The organism is Lacticaseibacillus rhamnosus (genome assembly GCF_900636965.1).
Taxonomy (GTDB): domain Bacteria; phylum Bacillota; class Bacilli; order Lactobacillales; family Lactobacillaceae; genus Lacticaseibacillus; species Lacticaseibacillus rhamnosus.
Genome location: NZ_LR134331.1, coordinates 1,351,170 through 1,371,304 on the forward strand (window position 1 = coordinate 1,351,170; position 20,135 = coordinate 1,371,304).

Consider the following 20,135-nt stretch of genomic DNA (forward strand, 5'->3'; position numbering starts at 1 on the left):
GCTCATCTGGTTTCGAAAACGTGCCGGGCAACCGTTAAGCCATTTAGTACCCGAGGAAAGCCAATATAAGGAATGCAGTGAATCATCGTTTCGACAACTTCGGTTTTAGTCAGACCGACATTGAGTGCCCCATTGAGATGAACCTGTAGTTGGTCGGCGGTATCGCCTTGGATAAGCAGCGCGGTGACGGTGATCATTTCCCGCTGTTTTAGGTCCAAGCCAGGACGGTTGTAAATATCGCTAAAAGCAAATTCCAAAATATATTTACCAACATCAGGCGCAATGTCGGCTAACGAATGCATAACGTTGGCCGCAGCCTCACCGTCAACTTGGGCAAGCGTCTCCTGACCATTTTCTAATCGTGTTTTTTCTGACATGTTCATGACCTCTTTCATTTAGGATAGCTTCACTCTAAATGCTGGAGTTAACTCCATGTCAATCACTTTTTTGAATTTTCTGTGGTTAATTTGGCTTTTAGCTGATGATAGGTCGTGATTTTGTTTTCTAAAAATGCAATATGGGCATCAATTTCCCGGCGTTGTGCCGCTAACCGGGATTTTTGCGTGAAGAGTAACTTCAGACGTTCGTCAATGGTGCTATTGCCTTGATACCGTAAACGGGCATAAGTTTTGATTTCCTTGATGGGCATGCCAGTTGCTTTTAGCCGCTTGATGAATGCAATCCAGCGCTGATCAGCATCTGAGTAGGTCCGTCGATTATTTTGATCGCGGTCGGGAATAATCAAGTGTTCTTTTTCGTAGTATCGCAACGTATCAATTGACAGTGAAACCATTTTTGAAAATTTACCAATTGGGTAGCCCATCAACGAAGCCTTCTTTCTTAGGTCATGTTGGGTTGTATGATGAGACTTTCTGTGAAATTAGTCAATACTTATACAAGAGCCTAAGCGTTTTAATCGCTAAATTAAAACTATTGTTATATGATAAAGTCTCGGAAAAGGGGGCCATTCATTTGACGAAATCAACAACTTGGCGAATGATCGCATTTTTCTGGCATCAGCTGGCAGATATGAAACGTCAATTGTTCCGTATTATTGTGGCATTGGTCGGGGTGGCGGTGGCTTCGTATCTGGTGCCGCGACTAACGCAATATGTCATCGATCAGGTCATTCCGCAACGTGCGATGGGAACACTAATGGGCGTGATTGCGATGGCGCTCTTGCTGACGGCTATGGCTGGGTGGTTAAGCGGTCTTAGTACTTATTGGATCGGTCAGGTGAGTTTGCACGCGATTGCCCGCATGCGCGATGACTTGTTTCGCCATACGCTAGGATTAGATATGCGGTATTTTGAAACGAGTCAAACGGGTGATTTGATGGTGGTGCTCACGAGTGACGTCAATACGTTGCAGCGCTTAATATCGAGCAATACATTGGGTCTATTTGGCAGCTTACTCAGTTTTGTCGTCGTGCTGGTGCTGATGATTGTGCAGGACTGGCAACTGACCGGTCTGATTTTATTAACTTTTCCGGTTTTGTTTATTCTGAATAATATTTTCGTTCGCAACATTCGTGCTGCTTATCGGCGGGTGCGGGCAAGTTCTGGCATGATGAATAATCAAATTCAACAGGCTTTGACCAGTATCGGGCTGATTAAAAGCTTTACGACCGAAGCCACAACGGCAAGGACCTTTCAACAAGCCAATGCACGTAACCGCGATTATCAACTTAAAGCAACCAAACTCAGCGCGACTTTTTCACCGCTAACCGATTTCGTCAATTATTTGGGTACGGCAATTATTTTAGGCTTTGGTGCGATTCAGGTGATGCATGGTCAGTTTACGATTGGCTTGATCGTCGCTTATACTGCCTATCTTGGCATTTTGCAGGCGCCCATTCGCCAACTGACCGGGTTGATTCAACAATTACAGCAGGCAACGGTTTCGTTTGAACGGATTGAAGCGTTGCAGGCAGCGACTCCGCAAATTGTTTCGCCGCCAAATGCTGTCCACTTGCCGCGATTTCAGAAACGAATCCAGTTTGATCACGTAGATTTCAGTTACGATGAGGCTGTGCCAGTACTGCAGGATGTCGACTTTACCATCGAAAAAGAAGAAGTCGTGGCACTGGTTGGGTCGTCCGGCGCCGGAAAAACAACGATTACAAATTTATTAGCGCGGTTTTACGATCCCACCAGTGGGCGCATTCTGATGGATGGCATCGATTTGCGTCAGGCGGATCTGATGAGTTTACGGCAACAAATTGCCATTGTCTCGCAAGATGTGATCTTGCTTGATGGCACCATTCAGCAGAACCTTGAATATGGCACATCATCTGTCAGTGAGGCGGCCATTTGGCAAGCAGCGGAGGCCGCTAACATTGCAGCTTTTATCCGCAGTTTGCCTCAAGGACTGGCGACGCAGGTAGGTGAGCGCGGAATTCGGTTATCAGGCGGGCAAAAACAGCGCATCGCAATCGCGCGAGTTTTCTTGAAAAATGCGCCGATCGTCATCCTTGATGAAGCAACCGCCGCATTGGATAATGAGTCGGAGCGTTTTGTGCAAACCAGTTTTGATCGGCTAATGACTGACCGGACATCGATCGTTATCGCGCACCGGCTTTCCACCGTGCGGCACGCGGATAAGATTCTTGTATTAGAACATGGGCGAATTGTTGAAGCGGGGAATCACGAGCAGTTAATGGCCCAAAACGGACGCTACAAGGAACTCTATGATTTACAGTTTACGTGATTGCTGTTGTTGCGATTGTTATTCTTAGGTTCATGCGCAGTTTGTGAAAATCAGAAAAAATCAAGTTGCGACAAGGCTTTTTTTGTCACAACGTTTACTTTCCCACCGGTTTCGGGTATCATACATTAAGTATGCAATGTGAATTGCGAGACTAATTGTCGGAGGTACAGCATGTCTGCAAAATGGGAAAAAAAGGGCACCAATGATGGTGAACTCACCTTTGAAATCGATTTACCAAAAATTCAAGAAGGCTTAGACCAGGCGTTTCAACGTGTTCGTAAGAACCTGACCGTCCCTGGATTTCGGAAGGGCAAAGTTAGCCGGACCGTTTTCAAACGGATGTATGGTGATGCCGCGTTATATGAAGACGCCTTGAACATCTTATTACCAGATGCTTATGAAGCAGCGGTTAAGGAATCCGGTATTGACCCGGTTGACCAACCAAAAATTGACGTTGAGTCTATGGACGAAGGCAAGCCTTGGGTGATCAAGGCTAACGTAACGGTTAAGCCAGAAGTTAAACTTGGCCAATACAAGGGCGTTGAAGTGCCTAAGCAAGACGTTGAAGTATCTGACGACGACGTTAACGCTGAATTGGAAAAGCGCCGTGAACAACAAGCCGAACTCGTGGTTAAAGACGACAAGGCAGCTGAAAATGGTGATACCGTTGTGATTGATTACGTCGGCACCATTGATGGCAAAGAATTTGATGGCGGTTCTTCCAAGAACTATAGTTTGGAACTCGGCTCAAATTCATTTATCCCTGGCTTTGAAGAACAATTGGTCGGCCATAAATCTGGCGATGAAGTAACCGTCAATGTTACGTTCCCAGAAGACTACAAGGCAACCGATCTTGCTGGTAAAGCAGCTGAATTCAAAACCACCATTCATGAAGTTAAGGTCAAGGAATTGCCAGAATTAGACGATGACTTTGCCAAGGATCTTGATGATGATGTCGATACATTGGCTGAGTTAAAAGACAAGATCAAGAAAGAATTGACCGATCAGCGTAAAGAAGCGGCCAAGAATGCAGTTCAGGAAGCGGCCATCAAGAAGGCTACCGAGAACGCAACGATCGAAGAAGTGCCAAATGCGATGATTGAACAAGAAGTGCATAATCAAATGGATCAATACCTAGGCAATATGCAACGCCAAGGTATCAGTCCTAAGATGTACTATCAATTGACCGGTACGACTGAAGAAGATCTGCATAAACAGTTTGAAGCCGATGCAGAAACTCGGGTTCGTACTAACTTGGTTCTTGAAGCCATCGTTAAGGCAGAAGATATTCAGCCAACTGAAGATCAAGTGACCGAAGAAGTTAAGAATTTAGCTTCCGAATACAACATGGATGAAAAAGCCGTTCGTCAGGCATTGAGTGAAGATATGCTCAAGCACGATATTGGGGTTAAAGAAGCCATCGACATCATTACTGACAATGCCAAAGAGGTCGAAGCGGCCAAGGATGAAACAGCTGATAAGGCTGATTCTGACAAGAAGTCAGCTAAATAGTTGTCACAATCGCGTCAAAGAGACGATCCTTGATCGTCTCTTTTGTCGTCTTAACAGGTCCAAAAAGCCGAACAGATCCCTTGACATTGGCATAGCGGTTAGTTGCTAGTCGGTACTTGACGGTTCTGGTAGAATGAAGGTAACAAGAAAGGGTTGAATTAGATGTTTGACAACGTTGAAACAACGGGTCCGGTGACTTGCTCTTTTTGTGGCAAGTCTCAGGATCAAGTGAAGAAAATCGTTGCTGGCCCTGGGGTTTATATTTGTAATGAATGTATCGACCTCTGCAAAGAGATCATTGACGAAGAATTTAAAGAAGAAGCCTATCAGAATCTACTCGAAGTCCCTAAGCCAATCGAAATCATGAAATCACTCAATGATTACGTGATTGGGCAGGATGCTGCGAAAAAAGCACTTTCGGTTGCCGTTTATAATCACTACAAGCGCGTCAACCAGATGCAGACTGCGACAAAAGACGATACTGAACTCCAAAAGAGTAACATTGCACTGATCGGCCCAACCGGTTCAGGGAAAACATTCTTGGCGCAGACATTAGCCAAGATCCTGAATGTGCCATTTGCCATTGCGGACGCGACAACGTTAACAGAAGCTGGTTATGTGGGCGAAGACGTCGAGAACATTTTGCTTAAATTGCTGCAAAATGCTGATTACGATGTTGAGCGCGCTGAAAAGGGTATCGTTTACATTGACGAAATCGACAAGATCGCCAAGAAAGCCGAGAACGTTTCGATTACCCGTGATGTTTCCGGTGAAGGCGTTCAGCAAGCTTTGTTGAAGATCTTGGAAGGTACGATTGCCAATGTTCCGCCACAGGGTGGACGTAAGCATCCGCAGCAGGAGTTTATCCAAATCGATACCACTAATATTCTCTTCATTGTCGGCGGTGCCTTTGACGGTATTGAAAATATTGTCAAAAACCGGATTGGCGAAAAGACGATTGGCTTTGGTACCGACTCCACCAATCAAGTGGATCCGGATAAGTCACTGATGCAGCAGATTATTCCGGAAGACCTCATGCAATTTGGGATTATTCCTGAGTTCATCGGCCGAATTCCGATTTTGGCAGCATTGGAGAAGCTCAACGAAAGCGACTTGGTTCGGATTTTAACCGAACCGAAGAATGCATTGGTTAAGCAGTATCAGAAGTTGTTAAGTTTGGATGATACGGATCTTGAATTCACACCTAACGCACTGAAGGCCATTGCCCATCAAGCGATTGTACGTGACACTGGGGCGCGTGGCTTGCGCTCTATCATGGAAGCCATCATGCAAGACACCATGTTTGACTTACCTAGTCGCAGCGATGTCGACAAGGTAGTCGTCACGAAGTCTGCTGTTGAAGGCAAGGCTAAACCACAATTAGTGCTTACCAAGGGCCGTGAAGCCTCCTAAAGCAAGCAGGGTTTCAAAGAGCACCAGGTTGGATAACCTGGTGCTCTTTGTTTGGGCTCAACCATGAATAAAGATTTGTAAATTCCCGCTAGCGGCCCAGTCAGCTTTTAAAATATGCTAAACTATTGAAGGCAGTGGTGCTTGAGTGCCACTAAAAGAGATGAATAAAAAAGGAGGCCGTTTAAGATGGACGTCCATGATGTCAAACTGACAATCAGTGCGGTTGCGGCTGCGCAATATCCAGAAGATGGCCGTCCGGAGATCGCCTTTCTCGGACGCAGTAATGTTGGCAAATCTTCACTGATCAATAAGTTAATTAAGCGTAAGGCGATGGCTAGAACATCCAGCGTTCCGGGGAAAACCCAGACGCTTAATTTTTACGATCTTGATAGTCGCCTGTTTTTTGTCGACGTTCCCGGTTATGGGTATGCCAAGGTCAGCAAATCAGCCCGGGCAAAGTTTGCAGCGATGATCGAGACCTATCTTACAACGCGGCAACCATTACGTGGGGTTGTCTTGCTGGTGGATAGTCGTCATGAGCCAACCGCCGACGATATCAGTATGTATCAATATTTAAAGTATTATCAGCTCAGGACTTTAGTGGTCGCCACGAAAATCGACAAAACGCCTAAAAGTAAACGGCTGCACGTTGTTAAGCAAATTAATCAACGGTTGGATTTAAACCAGACTGACACGGTTATTCCGTTTTCCGCAGTCACCGGTGAAGGCTATGATGCGATTTGGTCTTGGTTGAGTCAGACTTCGGGAGTGGGGGAAAATGAATAATGAACTTTAATGAATATCAGCAGAAGGCTAACCGCACATTGGCCGGCAACGAACATGTGTTAACCAACTTATCGCTAGGCTTGGCAAGTGAAAGCGGCGAAGCAATTGACTTGATTAAAAAGTACACCTTTCAGGGTCAGGATTTAGATAAGGTTAAATTACAGCACGAATTAGGGGATGTGCTGTGGTATCTTTCTCAAATTGCATTGTGGGCTGACATTGACTTTGATGATGTTGCCGCTGGTAATATTAAGGCATTGGCAAAACGCTATCCGCAATCCAAAAAGTGAACTTAGCGTCATTCAGAACATATTTAAACGCAGCTAATGATTTAGCGTCTAAAAAAGCGACCTCCGAAAAATTTTCGGCAGTCGCTTTTCTGTTTGCTTGAGTATGAAAATCAGCATAAATGGTTACTTTACTTTTTCGGCTTTTTAGCGCTATCTTTATCAGACTTTTTCGTCATCTTTTCGTGATGTTTTGGATCTGGCCCGGTAGCTTGTTCTTTATCGCTGGGAATGCTTGCGAATTTATCGAACATGTCGTTTAGGTTGGTTTGAGTGTTGATCTTAAGTGCCATGCACGGCCACCCCTTTCCTTGGAGAAAGTATAGCATCAACCAGCATTAGCGTCTAGACTGACAACCGGTTTTTCTAATGCCGATATTTGGCCAAAGGTTGATCTTGAAAACGATTTAAGGACTAGGTCGTGTTTTTCGATGATTTTACGAGTTAAAAAAAGAGTCACCAAAATATGAATATTTGTTGCATAAAAATTGAATTACGTGTATAGTACATTCTTGTAATCAAGGAGGGTATTATGACGCATTTGAAACGTTGGTTAATCGCTTTGGTCGCAGTTTTTGCCGCAATTGTGACCTTAAATATGCAAACTGTCCAGGCAGATGACAGCCTGGCAAAGATTCAACAAAAAGGCACGATTGTGATGGGCACTAGCCCTGATTATGCACCATACGAGTTTTTGGTGAATAAAAATGGCAAGAATCAGGTTGTCGGCATGGATGTCGAAGTTGCCCGCAAAATTGCCAAGGATCTTGGGGTCAAGTTAGTCATCAAGCAGATGAATTTCAGCTCGTTGCTAGTGGCGCTGCAATCCGGCAAGGTTGATATGGTGCTGGCTGCCATGTCACCGACTAATGCTCGCCGCAAGTCAATTGATTTCTCCAAGACGTATTATAAATCGGGTCAGGATATTCTGATTAATAAGACGGATGCTAAGATTTACAAAGACCACAAGAGTTTTGCCAATAAGAAAGTCGGCGTTCAAAACGGTAGTCTGCAGGAGACCTTAGCAAAAACCCAAATGAAGTCCAGTACGACTTTAGGACTGACAAAAGTAACCGATTTGATTCTGGCGCTAAAAACCCACAAAGTCGCCGGGGTTGTCGCGGAAGGTGCGGTTGCTCAAGCCTATACGTCTAACGATGATAAATTGGTTGAAATTCCCGGTCATTTTAATCTGTCAAGTGACACGATGGGGACTGCTATCGGGTTTGCCAAAGGATCTGATTCTTTAGTCGCAGCGGCCAATAAGAGTTTAGCAGATATTAAACAAAAGAATTTGATCCCGCAATATCTGAAAACCGCTGGCAGTTACATGAAGACGAATACCGAAGATACCAGTATGCTGCACTATTGGACTTATTTCCTTAAAGGGGTTGAGTATACCTTACTCATCAGTGCGATTGGGGCGTTCTTCGGGGTCTTACTTGGTACGATCTTTGCTTTATTGCGGTTGAGTAAGCATCGATTGCCACATCTCATTGGGGTTGCCTACATCGAGTTCGTCCGTGGTACGCCGTTGATGATTCAGGTCATGTTTGTCTACTTCGGTATTGGCATTTTCATTGACATTCCAGCGCTAGTAGCAGGGTTGATCGCGGTATCGCTTAATTCAGCTGCATACGTTGCCGAGATTATCCGTAGTGGGATTGATAGCATCCCGATTGGCCAGACTGAAGCGGCCCGTTCGCTGGGCTTATCCGAGCGCCAAACGATGACCAGCGTTGTGTTACCGCAAGCCATCAAGAACATTTGGCCAGCGCTAGGAAACGAGTTTATCTCACTGATTAAGGAAAGTTCTATTGTTTCGATCATTGGGGTTACGGACTTGATCTATCAATTAACGGTGGTTCAAACCGCAACTTATAAAGGTGTTCAGCCGATTTTGGTCGCAATGGTCTTATACTTTGTTTTGACATTCGGGCTATCCAAGCTCCTGAGTCACTTTGAAAGGAAGATGAATCATGCAGCATAAACCTTTGATCCAAATCAACCACTTGACCAAGAAGTTTGGCGATAATGTGGTCTTGAATGATATTAGCGAAACGATTGACCAAGGCGATGTGATTGTCGTGATCGGTGCGTCAGGTGGCGGGAAAAGTACCTTCCTGCGCAGTTTAAATCTGTTGAACCGTCCAACTGCAGGCGAAATCCTTTTTGAAGGAACAAACCTGGTTGATCTTAGCGAAAAGCAGTTGGATAATGTCCGGGAGAAAATGGGGATGGTGTTCCAGAGCTTCAATCTTTTTCCGAATATGACGGTTCTAGAAAACATCAAACTGGCGCCGTTAAAAGTCAAAACGGTGACGGATGAAGAAGCAACCAAAACAGCCAAGGAACTGTTGGAACAAGTTGGCTTGGCGGAAAAAGCCGATGCCTATCCTGCTAGCCTCTCCGGTGGTCAACAACAGCGGGTGGCGATTGCCCGCGCGCTGGCGATGCACCCTGATGTGATGCTTTTTGACGAACCAACGAGTGCATTGGATCCGGAAATGGTTGGTGAAGTTTTGAAGGTCATGCAGGATCTTGCCAAAACCGGAATGACGATGGTCGTGGTGACGCACGAAATGGGATTTGCCCGCAGTGTGGCCGACCAAGTCTGGTTTATGGATGGCGGGAAGATTCTTGAAAAAGGCACGCCTGAACAGCTTTTCGAACATCCTCAAGAAGAGCGGACACAAGACTTTCTTTCTAAGATCCTCGCACAATAATTTTCATCAAAGTACTTTGTCTGGCGCATACTGGGCAAGGTACTTTTTTTGTGAAAACGAGCTGGTGGGGTATCATGAGGTTTGAACCAGAAGTACAAGCTTGGTATGACAAGCATGCTGGCAGGTGTATAGGCTATCTGCTTGCAATCGCATTTTAGAATCTTTATAATGTTAGGCGAACATTTGTTTTATAAGGAGCTTACAATGGCATCTGCACACATTGAACATAAGTTATCGTTACTGCCGGATCTTCCCGGTAGCTACCAAATGAAAGACATCAACGGGAAGATTATTTATGTCGGCAAAGCCAAAAATCTCAAGAATCGGGTTCGATCCTACTTTAAGAGTTCGCATGACGGAAAAGTAGCGGCAATGGTGGCACAAGTGGCGGATTTTGACTACATTGTGACCTCTACGAATAAAGAGGCGTTCTTGCTTGAGATTACGTTAATTCAAAAGTACCAACCTTATTACAATATCAAGCTGAAAAAGGGCACCGGTTACCCTTATATCAAGATCACTAATGAACGCGACCCCAAGATTGAAATTACCGGGACGATTCGCAAAGACGGCGGCTATTATTTTGGCCCTTATCCCAATGTTTACGCTGCCCAGGAAACCATGCACTTTATTCAGAAAGTGTATCCACTACGCCGCTGTAACGGCTATCAGGGTCGCCCGTGTCTTTATTACCATATGGGGCAGTGTCTCGGCGCTTGTTTTCGCACCGTCCCGGAGAAGGAATATACCGATCAGATTGCGCGGATTAAACGCTTTTTGAACGGTAATGTCAGCAAAGCCAAGGCCAGTTTGACTGCCAAAATGGAGCGCGCGGCAAAGAATCTGCAATTTGAACGGGCAGCCGAGATTCGGGATCAACTTTATTACATTGAGCAAACGGTTGAGAAGCAAAAGATTATTTCGACGGATAATACCACGCGCGACTTGTTTAATTTTTATATGGATAAAGGCTGGATCAGCATTCAGGTCTTCTTTATTCGCCAGGCGCGATTGATGAAGCGTGAGTCGCGCTTGTTTCCGGTGGTCAATACGGCTAAAGAAGAGTTTGAATCTTTTATCTTACAATTCTACAGCCGGAAAAATAACGTTAAACCGCGTGAAGTATTGGTGCCTGCAGGGCTAGATAATAAGGTGCTGGCTGATATCCTTGAAGTACCGGTACGCACACCCCAACGAGGCGAAAAACGCGAGCTGATGGCGCTAGCAGCCAAGAACAGCAAGATTAAACTGGAAGATAAGTTTCGGTTAATGGAATTAGATAATCGGACAACGGTAGGGGCGATGAAAGAGCTGATGGCAGCCTTAAAGTTACCGATGGGCCATGTGGTAGAAGCATTTGACCATAGTCATATCCAAGGTGCCGATCCGGTGTCTGCCATGGTTCAATTTGTCGATGGCCAACCTGCCAAAAACAATTATCGCAAATACAAGTTGGATGCGGACAAAACCCATAATGGTGCTGACGAAGCTGCCAATACGCGCGAAGTCATTCGCCGACGATATACGCGGCTGCTAAAGGAACATGCGGCATTGCCGGACTTGATTCTGATGGACGGTGGTGAGATTGAAATGAACGCGGCTAAAGATGTCCTGGAAAATGAATTGAATCTCGATATTCCGGTTGCCGGAATGGTCAAGAACAATAAGCATAAGACGGCTGCCTTGCTATTCGGTCACGCCGACGAGATGATCAATTTGGATCCGAAGTCGCAGGGCTTCTACCTGTTGGAACGTATTCAGGATGAAGTGCACCGGTTTGCCATCACGTTCCATCGCCAGCTTCACGCCAAAAACTCGTTGGCATCGCGCCTTGAGGGAATTAAGGGCGTCGGACCCAAGACACGCTTAAAGTTGCTGCGTAAATTCAAGACCATCACAAAGATCAAAGAAGCACCATTGGAAGATATTCAGGAGCTAGGCATTTCAAAACGCGTCGCCCAGGCACTGAAGCTTTCGTTAACGGCAGATCCCACGCCGGCACGTCGGGTATAAATGATGCGGATAACGTGGTAATTTTTTAGAGCCGTTTTCAAGACAATGGAAAAAGCAGGTTCCAAAAGACAAACGTTGCCTTTTGATGCCTGCTTTTTTGCAAGATGATTGAAAGCCACAAACCGAATTTAAAAAGCGTCATTCAAACGGACAAAAAAACTCGCAGCGCATTTCAAAGCTGCGAGTTTTTAATTTAAGCCATGACCGCTATTAAGTGACGCTTACAAGCTTATCTTGACTTAGCGATTCTCTTTAGCAACTGGACGCCAGAAGCCAAGAATCAGTGCGGCGATGATGGTTCCGATAATCAATGACATGATAAAGCCAAATTTCTGATCGGTTAGTAAGAGTGCAACGACACCGCCATGAGGAGCCGGAACGTTAACGTGCCAGAGCTGAGTTAAACCACCGGCAATCGCAGAACCTATTACGGAGCTACCGATGATGTGCAATGGATCGGTTGCTGCAAACGGAATCGCACCTTCTGTAATGAACGTTAAACCAAGCGCATAGTTAGATAAGCCGGCATTGCGTTCCTGTAGGGTGAATTTCTTCGGGAAGAAAGTGGAAGCAACCGCGATAGCCAATGGTGGAATCATACCGCCGATCATAACGGCAGCCATCCAGCGACCATCTTTAAAGCCAGATGCTTGATAAACGCCAATTGCAAACGTATAGGCCGCTTTGTTGAAAGGACCACCCATATCGATACTCATCATTGCGGCTAGGATGACCCCAATGATGATGGCATTACCAGTACCTAAACCTTCAAGGAAGTTAATGAGTGCACCGTTAATCGCTGCAAAAATCGGGTTGATGATGAAGAACATTAACAGCCCCATAATCGCAAGACCGATGACTGGATAAAGGAGAATGGTCCGCATACCGTCTAATGAGCGCGGCATCTTGGCCAATGCTTTCTTAAGACCCACGATCATCCAGCCGGCAGCAAACCCGGCAACCAGACCGCCAAGGAAGCCGGCCGGGTTTTGCGCTTTCACAACCGATGCCGAAGCAACGGTTGCCATATAACCACCGACAAACCCAGGCATCAAAGCAGGGCGGTCACCGATAGATTCGGCAATATAAGCAGCTAATACCGGGACCAAGAAACTAAAAGCAAAAGAACCCAGATTATTCGTGAACGTGAACCACATAGAGGTCTTACCCAGCCATTGTTCCAGGATGAATGAGATCGCCATGATAATCCCGCCGCCAACAACGAATGGTAACATGTTGGAGACACCATTCATGAGGTCTTTATAAATGCGATTCCAAACGGTGCCGCCGGAAGTCTCCTCACTTTCACTGGCTTCGGTGTTGGCTTCACCAGCAGCGTGAAAGACTTGGCCTTGACCTTTAAGGGTTTCTTCGATCAGTTCTTGCGGTTTCTTAATGCCGTCAATGACAGGGCGGTTCAATAATTTCTTGCCATTAAACCGGTCCATCGCAACTTTTTTGTCTGCGGCAACGATGACACCGGCCGCACGGTTGATGTCAGCATCGGTTAGCTTGTGCTTGATGCCTTCAGAGCCGTTGGTTTCGACCTTAATATCAACGCCCATTTTCTCGGCAGTTTCTTTCAAGGCTGCTTCGGCCATGTACGTATGGGCAATCCCGGTTGGGCAAGCAGTAACGGCAACGATAAATGGCCGTTCTTTGCGCTTTTCGTCTTTAAATTCAGCTTGCTTAGCGGCTTTGTCCTTGGCTTCTTGGGCTTTTTCCGCTTCTTCTTCAGCTTTATCCTTGGCTGCTTTTTCCGCTTGTGCTTTTCCAAAAAGATCAATGACTTCATCAGGGGTTTTAGCCTGCTTTAAGTCAGCGACCAGTTTTGGATTGATCAAAAGTGAAGACAAGGCAGCTAGAGCAGCTAAGTGTTCGTTGTTGGCGCCTTCGGGAGCAGCAATCATGAAGAACAAGTGCACGGGCTGGCCGTCTAATGCATTAAAGTCAACGCCTTTAGTGCTTTTGGCAAATAGAACCGTAGCCCGGGTAACCGCGCTGTCTTTGGCATGTGGCATCGCAATACCTTCACCAATGCCGGTAGTTGATTCTGATTCACGCTTTAAAATGTCATTGCGATATTCGTCAGCGTCAGTCACAATGCCTTCCGCGTGGTATTTGGCAACCATTTCATCGATCACAGCCTCTTTAGTGGTGCCTTTGAGATCCATGATCATGACATTTTTTAATAGTAAGTCACGAATGTCCATTTTGTCCTCCTAAACTTCATTAATCGTAATCGTCTGCTTAACGGCAGCAATTTTGTCGGCAGTGGCAAGATCCTCAGAAAAAGCGGTTGCAGAACCGCATGCGATTCCAACCTTAAAGCTTTCCAGAACATCATGTGTTTGCGCAAAAGTTCCGGTGAAACCCGCTAACATACTGTCGCCTGCACCGACTGAGTTCACAGCAGGTTGCTTTGGTACGTTACCGAACCAGGCATGATCTTGCTCAATCATGAGGGCACCACCGCCTGCCATCGAGATCAAAACATGTTGTGCGCCTAAATCAAGTATGCGGCGACCGGCTTTGATAATTGCCTCATGACTGGTATATGGTGCGTCATTGAACAGAGCAGCTAATTCATGGTGATTTGGTTTCACAACTAGGGGATGATCGGAAAGGGTATCCAGTAGTGCCTGGCCGGTGGTGTCAATCACGAAGTCTGCGTCATGCGCATGAATTAAGGGGATGAGGTCCCGATAAAATGTGCTTGGTAATCCTTTAGGCAAACTTCCGGACATAATAACGACATCGCCTGATTTTAGGTTGGTCAGCTTAGCTTTAAAGTCGGCAATTTCGGTCTCGCTAATAGCAGGGCCGCTGGCGTTGAGTTCGGTTTCCGATTCTGCTTTGAGCTTGACGTTTATCCGGGTATCACCTTTGATTTTTGTAAAATCGCAAGGCATGGCAAGCTCGTCTAACTTATCTTGAATAAACGTCCCGGTGAATCCGCCAAGAAATCCCCAGGCAGTTGTGGGCAAGCCGAGTGTTTGTAATATACGACTCACATTGATGCCTTTTCCACCTGGCAATTTAACGTCGTGGGCCAAACGATTGACAGCGCCAAGGTTAAGCCGAGGCAACTCAATGACATAATCAATCGAAGGGTTGAGCGTAACTGAGTAGATCAAGAATGAACCTCCTTAATATTTTGATACCTTTGATAGCTCGCTGGAAGCCCTTGTAGTGAACTGGTCAGGATGGTTGCATCGCCAATATCGGCGAATTTGACGAAACTGACCTGTTCGAACTTACTGGGATCTGCGAGAATGATCGGTTGACGCGCTTGGTGAATGGCCAAGCGCTTGATCACGGCTTCTTCCGGATCTGGTGTGGTGTTCCCAAATTCAGGGTGAATACCATTTGTACCGATAAAGGCGATATCGAAACGATAATGATGAAGTGCTTCCGCAGTCGTTGCGCCAATCAGCGCCTTGGTTGCTGACTTGACCATACCGCCAAGCATTAAGGTCGGAATTTGATAATCGGCTAACAATGAGGCATTATCAACCCCGGTCGTAATAACCGTGACCCCAAGATCGGCCAAAAAAGGAATCAACTGGGCCGTGGTGGTCCCGGCATCCAAAAAGACCAGATCGTCTTGTTCAACTTGGCGAGCAGCGGCATGAGCAATGGTTTGTTTTGCCCGTAAATTTTGCGTTGACTTACTTGCCACGTCCGGTTCATCGCCAAGACCGTTGACACGCTTGGCCCCGCCATGGATCCGTTTAAGTTCGCCGGCTGCTTCAAGTTCATCCAGATCGCGACGAATGGTTGATTCCGATGCATCCAACGCGGCCATTAACGCTTTAGACTTAATGACGGTATGTTGTTGCAATTGAGCAAGGATGTATTGTCGCCGTTCTTCTGTAAGCACTTTCGTTTCACCTCGTCCTTCATTATACTGATGAAACGTTCAAAATCAACCTAAAACCGTTAAAAACATTCACTGCTGTCACAATTCGAACCTTTTCATTTTGCCTTACATTTTTACGATATTGTTGCGCTTGAAGTGTGAGTCCTTGTCTTGGACGTGTTAAAATGAAAAAGGCATCTGATTTACTATGCGAACAGCGCGATAACGCGTATAATTAAAAATTATGTTTTTTCAGAAAGGGGATCGCCAATGTTTGTCGATCAGGTACAAGTAGAAGTTCAGGCGGGCAAAGGCGGTGACGGCATGGTCGCGTTTCGGCGCGAGAAGTTCGTGCCGTTTGGCGGACCAGCCGGTGGTGACGGCGGCCGCGGTGGCAGCATTATTTTATATGTTGATGAAGGCTTACGAACCTTAATGGATTTTCGCTATCAACGGCACTTTAAAGCGCCAGCCGGGGGTAACGGCCAAGGTAAGTCGATGTATGGTCGCGCTGCTGAAGATCGCCGAATTGCCGTACCAGCTGGGACAACGGTCACGGACGCTGATACTGGTGAAGTCCTCGGCGATCTTACTGCACCGGGACAAGAGTTGGTCGTGGCAAAAGGCGGTCGCGGTGGACGCGGCAACATTCACTTTGTCTCGCCTAAAAATACCGCTCCGGAAATTGCGGAAAACGGTGAGCCCGGCCAGCACCGGTTTATTAAGCTGGAATTGAAAGTGTTGGCTGACGTCGGTTTGGTTGGCTTTCCGTCTGTCGGTAAGTCCACCTTGTTGTCAGTGGTGACCCAGGCTAAGCCTAAAATTGCTGCCTATCAGTTTACGACGCTCGTTCCCAATTTGGGGATGGTGCAGTTGGATGATGGCACCGATTTTGTAATGGCTGATTTGCCGGGTTTGATTGAGGGCGCTTCACAGGGTGTTGGCTTAGGCATCCAATTTTTGCGCCATGTTGAACGGACTAGGGTCTTATTGCACCTAGTTGAGATGGATCCGGAAAATGGCCGTGAGCCGCTGGAAGATTATGATCAAATCCGTAAAGAATTAGGCGCTTATGACGAAAATATCTTAAAGCGTCCAGAACTGATTGTTGCCACCAAGATGGATTTGCCGGGTGCAGCGGAACGGTTTGCCAGCTTTAAGGCAGCTTTAGTTGACCGCGGTATTGATCCGGCTAATATTTTTGAAATTTCAAGCCTGACCCACCGCGGCGTCATGCCTTTGATGCATAAAACCGCAACAGTCTTGAAGACGGCACCGCAATTCGAGCCAAAACAGGAACCGGTTCAATCGACCGAGTACAAGTACACGCCGGAACCAGCATTGAAAGTGACGCGTGATAGTGACGGTACCTTTGTTCTAACCGGCGAGAAGGTGGAGCGGGCATTTAAAATGGCCAATCTTGATCATGAAGACGGAGTCATGCGGTTTGCACGCCAATTACGGAGCATGGGCGTTGACGATGCCTTGCGTGAGGCCGGTGCACAAAGCGGCGATTTAGTCGCTATTGATGATTTTACTTTTGAGTTTGTTGAATAATCTTCGAGCAGCATGTTGTAAAGAATTAATTTTATAAAGAATGGTGGGGCCTCAAGTGAAACAGACGCGCAAACGAAAGCGTCGGTATATCCATGGATTCGACGGGTTACGGACAATTGGTGTTATTGGTGTTATTTTATATCATTTACGTCCTGAACTTTTTAGGGGCGGATATCTGGGCGTCCCAATTTTCATGGTAGTTTCCGGTTATTTAATTACGGATGGCCTCCTGATAGAATTTGACCGCTATCGGCACATTGACTTTAAAAGTTTTTTTATTCGCCGATTTAAGCGACTTTATCCGGCGCTTATCACCGTTTTGTTTGGTACGGCGGCCTATATTACGCTTTTCTCGCAGAATCTATTGCATAACCTGCATATGATGGTTTTGACAAACCTGTTATATGTTTATAACTGGTGGCAGATTTTAAATGGGCAATCCTATTTCGCCCGCTATGCGAATGGAGAATCGCCGTTTACGCACTTGTGGACGCTGTCAATTGAAGGTCAGTATTATCTTATTTGGCCGTTTTTGGTTCTGGGCTTACTATTGTTGGTTAAAAATCGGCATCAAATTGCCAATATTGTTCTGATCCTGGCAGCTGTTAGCGGCGCGTGGATGGCGATCTTATACATGATGACGGTTGCCCACACGTCGCCAGCGGCCTTTGACCCAAGTCGGCTTTACTACGGGACGGATACCCGTGCGTTTTCCATTCTGTTCGGTGCGGCACTGGCTTTTATTTGGCCGAGCAGTCGGTTATCGACGCATTTACCGCGCAAATGGGTTTTCAGCCTCGATCTAATCGGAACGGTGAGCCTTGTTGGGTTACTGACGATGGTTTTCACGGTCGATGCCCAGAGTAGTTTTCTTTATGAAGGGGGCATGGTCCTTTTCTCCATTTTGACAACGATTTTGGTTGCAGTGGTTGCGCATCCGGCCGCGCATTTTGATCGCTTGTTGACGAACCCGCTGTTTAGCTATATCGGCAGTCGCAGTTATGGCCTTTATCTCTATCAATTTCCGGTCATGATCTTCTGGGAGAATCGTTTCCGCAACATTGCCGATCATCCGGTTTTATATCCTGTGATTGAAGTGATTTTGATTGTTCTGATTACAGAGATTTCTTATCGGTTGATTGAGCAGCCGGCCGCGCATTTTGATTATCATAAAACCTGGGACTTTCTTAAGGCACTGGTTGACCCCAAAAAACGAATGGGTATGGCCCGTTGGATCAGTTATGCCGCTGTTATTATTTTGGCAATTGGGAGCGTTGGCCTCGCTAAGGCACCTTCAGCCAAGGCGGTGGGTGATAATTCACCTCTGGCAAAGCAGTTGAAGCGACACAGTGAGTCGGCTAAAGAAAAGGCTAAACGTCTGGAAGCAATGCGCTCCAGTCTGTCAGAGCAGAAAAAAGCGGATAAAAATAAGGCCGATGAGTCGTCAAGTTCGCGCGCGCAACAATCCAGATACGCTTCGCAGGCCAAAACAAAGCCGGTGAATCAGGACTATGAACGTTATGGGCTAACCCAAATTCAACTTCAGCAAGCTCAGGATGTTACCTTCACGGCAGTCGGTGACTCAGTTATGCTTGACGGTGAGCCGGGACTTCAACAGCTTTTCCCAAAAGCGGTGATTGATGCCGCGGTTTCCCGACAAATGATTAATAGCATTGACTTGGTGCGCAGTTATGCTGAAAAAGGTGTGTTGGCGAATATTGTTGTGATCGGTCTTGGTACCAATGGACCGTTTTCGGACGATCAATTAGCCCAAATGATGCAAGCCATCGGACCTGATCGTCAGGTTTTCTGGATTAATGTTCGCGTACCGACCCGCGCATGGCAAAATGATGTCAATAGCAAATTAGATGCTGCCCAAAAGCAGTACAAAAATCTGACGGTTATTGACTGGTTCCATAAATCCGATGGTCATCCTGACTGGTTCTACAATGATATGGTGCATATGAATCCAACCGGCAATCCTGAGTATGCGGCGTTTGTTGCCAAAACTATTTTGGAAAAGATTGATGAATAGCCGTTTTTATGACGTTCTTTAGTGAACGGTCATTGTTCAGTTAAATCGAGCCTAGAGGTCATGCCATTCTCTAAGCTCGATTTTTTATAATATTGGCGACTCGGTTTAGAAAAAATAGACGGCGTGAAAGTCTATGACAGCAATGATTCCGGGATAATCGCAGAGAACTTGTGGTAGACTACAAAGTGAAGTTTGACAGAATAGGAAGTATGGTATGGAAATTCAATTTTTGGGGACAGGCGCAGGTTCACCTTCCAAAGTCCGCAATGTTAGCAGTTTGGCGCTCAAGCTGCTTGATGAGCGCAATGAGGTTTGGTTGTTTGATGTGGGCGAAGGAACTCAGCATCAAATCTTACAGACCACGATCAAACCGAGGAAAATTGCCAAAGTATTTATTACCCATTTGCATGGTGATCATATTTTTGGCTTACCGGGCTTTTTAGCTAGTCGGGCAAATCAAGGCGGCACTGAACCGTTAACGATTTATGGACCTCCGGGGATTGAGGACTTTGTTAAGACAAGTTTGAAGGTTTCTCAGAGTCATTTGAGTTATGCAATTAAATTTGTGTTGTTACGACATCCAGGCGTGATTTTTGACGATCAGACCTTCAAAGTCAGTTTTGATCGACTTGATCATCGGATTACCAGTTTTGGATTTCGGGTTGAAGAAAAACCACACCCGGGCGAGTTACTGATTGATAAGGTCCGTGCCGCCAAGATTCCGGCTGGACCGGTTTATGCTTCGTTGAAAGCAGGCAAAACCGTCACATTGCCGGATGGTCGGACTTTTGATGGTCATGACTTCATCGGATCAGCACAACCGGGTCGGACAGTGGCCATTTTTGGCGATACGCGTATGTGTCGTCGGGCCTTACCATTAGCAGCCGGGGCAGATGTCTTGGTTCATGAAAGTACGTTTGGTCCGGATGAAAGTCAACTGGCCAAGCAGTATTATCACAGTACGAATCTTCAGGCAGCCGAGTTGGCGAAACGAGCTGGCGTTGGTCGGCTGTTGTTAAATCATATTTCAGCACGCTATCTTGGCCCTAGTGTGGCAATGTTAGAAAAAAGTGCACGGCATATTTTCCCGCAAACGCATGTTGTCAGAGATTTGGAGGAAATTAACATTCCATTTGCAAGTCCGCAACTGCAACCGACTGTTTCCGCTAAATGACGATTCCGGTTTGATGAGACATCAGGCAAGCGTTGTTGAAGATTACGGGAAATTTAGGCAA

The 20,135-nt window shown here is 46.2% G+C and carries 17 protein-coding genes; 11 read left to right on the top strand and 6 right to left on the bottom strand.

Features of this window, described 5'->3' with window-relative positions; translation table 11 throughout:
• Positions 1-2 precede the first annotated feature (2 nt).
• Together EL173_RS07025 and EL173_RS07030 are read right to left on the bottom strand one after the other, a co-directional pair.
• On the bottom strand, positions 3-377 hold the full coding sequence (locus tag EL173_RS07025) for a carboxymuconolactone decarboxylase family protein (protein ID WP_005715694.1): 375 nt from the start codon (positions 375-377) through the stop codon (positions 3-5).
• A 62-nt stretch (positions 378-439) separates the two neighbouring features.
• Entirely contained in the window at positions 440-823 is a 384-nt protein-coding gene (locus tag EL173_RS07030) for a MerR family transcriptional regulator (protein ID WP_005689226.1), read from the bottom strand.
• 149 nt (positions 824-972) lie between these two features.
• Here EL173_RS07030 and EL173_RS07035 point away from each other — a divergent pair, with 149 nt between their 5' ends.
• The 5 genes from EL173_RS07035 to EL173_RS07055 all read left to right on the top strand — a co-directional run bounded on the left by EL173_RS07035 (position 973) and on the right by EL173_RS07055 (position 6,710).
• Positions 973-2,709, top strand: coding sequence for an ABC transporter ATP-binding protein (locus tag EL173_RS07035; protein ID WP_014571316.1), 1,737 nt, complete (start codon positions 973-975; stop codon positions 2,707-2,709).
• A gap of 171 nt (positions 2,710-2,880) precedes the next feature.
• Entirely contained in the window at positions 2,881-4,221 is a 1,341-nt protein-coding gene (gene tig / locus EL173_RS07040) for a trigger factor (RefSeq protein WP_005689230.1), read from the top strand.
• Positions 4,222-4,383: 162 nt separating this feature from the next.
• Positions 4,384-5,634, top strand: a complete 1,251-nt coding sequence (gene clpX / locus EL173_RS07045) for an ATP-dependent Clp protease ATP-binding subunit ClpX (RefSeq protein WP_005685655.1) — start codon at positions 4,384-4,386, stop codon at positions 5,632-5,634.
• A gap of 186 nt (positions 5,635-5,820) precedes the next feature.
• A complete protein-coding gene (gene yihA / locus EL173_RS07050) occupies positions 5,821-6,420 on the top strand; it encodes a ribosome biogenesis GTP-binding protein YihA/YsxC (RefSeq protein WP_005685656.1) in 600 nt (199 codons plus the stop codon).
• Positions 6,420-6,710, top strand: coding sequence for a nucleoside triphosphate pyrophosphohydrolase family protein (locus EL173_RS07055; protein ID WP_005685657.1), 291 nt, complete (start codon positions 6,420-6,422; stop codon positions 6,708-6,710). Before yihA ends, EL173_RS07055 begins: the two co-directional genes overlap by 1 nt.
• Before the next feature lie 128 nt (positions 6,711-6,838).
• On the opposite strand, the gene EL173_RS07060 is transcribed toward EL173_RS07055, so the two are convergent.
• The gene (locus EL173_RS07060) at positions 6,839-7,000 is read right to left on the bottom strand and encodes an SPJ_0845 family protein (protein ID WP_005685658.1); all 162 of its coding nucleotides are present in this window, start codon (positions 6,998-7,000) and stop codon (positions 6,839-6,841) included.
• A 239-nt stretch (positions 7,001-7,239) separates the two neighbouring features.
• On the opposite strand from EL173_RS07060, the gene EL173_RS07065 reads away from it, so the two are divergent.
• The 3 genes from EL173_RS07065 (at position 7,240) to uvrC (ending at position 11,446) form a co-directional block, all read left to right on the top strand.
• Positions 7,240-8,697 (top strand): ABC transporter substrate-binding protein/permease, encoded by a 1,458-nt coding sequence (locus EL173_RS07065; protein ID WP_005689234.1) that lies wholly within the window; start codon positions 7,240-7,242, stop codon positions 8,695-8,697.
• Positions 8,687-9,433 carry an amino acid ABC transporter ATP-binding protein gene (locus EL173_RS07070; protein WP_005685660.1) on the top strand — a complete coding sequence of 249 codons (747 nt, stop codon included), beginning with the start codon at positions 8,687-8,689 and terminating at the stop codon, positions 9,431-9,433. The genes EL173_RS07065 and EL173_RS07070 overlap by 11 nt, the downstream gene beginning before the upstream one ends.
• A 204-nt stretch (positions 9,434-9,637) precedes the next feature.
• Positions 9,638-11,446, top strand: coding sequence for an excinuclease ABC subunit UvrC (uvrC, locus tag EL173_RS07075; protein ID WP_005685661.1), 1,809 nt, complete (start codon positions 9,638-9,640; stop codon positions 11,444-11,446).
• A 239-nt stretch (positions 11,447-11,685) separates the two neighbouring features.
• Here the strand turns inward: uvrC and EL173_RS07080 are convergent, their stop codons facing one another.
• Genes EL173_RS07080 through EL173_RS07090 form a run of 3 tightly spaced genes read right to left on the bottom strand, consistent with a single transcriptional unit; the run spans position 11,686 to position 15,329 of the window.
• Positions 11,686-13,659 (bottom strand): PTS fructose transporter subunit IIABC, encoded by a 1,974-nt coding sequence (locus EL173_RS07080; protein WP_005689239.1) that lies wholly within the window; start codon positions 13,657-13,659, stop codon positions 11,686-11,688.
• 9 nt (positions 13,660-13,668) lie between these two features.
• Positions 13,669-14,583, bottom strand: a complete 915-nt coding sequence (gene pfkB / locus EL173_RS07085; RefSeq protein WP_005689241.1) for a 1-phosphofructokinase — start codon at positions 14,581-14,583, stop codon at positions 13,669-13,671.
• A complete protein-coding gene (locus EL173_RS07090) occupies positions 14,580-15,329 on the bottom strand; it encodes a DeoR/GlpR family DNA-binding transcription regulator (protein ID WP_005686487.1) in 750 nt (249 codons plus the stop codon). Before EL173_RS07090 ends, pfkB begins: the two co-directional genes overlap by 4 nt.
• Before the next feature lie 249 nt (positions 15,330-15,578).
• Here EL173_RS07090 and obgE point away from each other — a divergent pair, with 249 nt between their 5' ends.
• From obgE to rnz, 3 genes are all read left to right on the top strand, one after another.
• Positions 15,579-16,865: a GTPase ObgE gene (gene obgE, locus EL173_RS07095; protein ID WP_005689243.1), complete on the top strand. Its 1,287-nt coding sequence runs from the start codon at positions 15,579-15,581 to the stop codon at positions 16,863-16,865.
• Positions 16,866-16,905: 40 nt separating this feature from the next.
• Positions 16,906-18,900: an acyltransferase family protein gene (locus tag EL173_RS07100; RefSeq protein ID WP_005689245.1), complete on the top strand. Its 1,995-nt coding sequence runs from the start codon at positions 16,906-16,908 to the stop codon at positions 18,898-18,900.
• Between the two features lie 214 nt (positions 18,901-19,114).
• Positions 19,115-20,074: a ribonuclease Z gene (gene rnz / locus EL173_RS07105; protein WP_005689247.1), complete on the top strand. Its 960-nt coding sequence runs from the start codon at positions 19,115-19,117 to the stop codon at positions 20,072-20,074.
• The last annotated feature ends 61 nt before the right edge of the window (positions 20,075-20,135 follow it).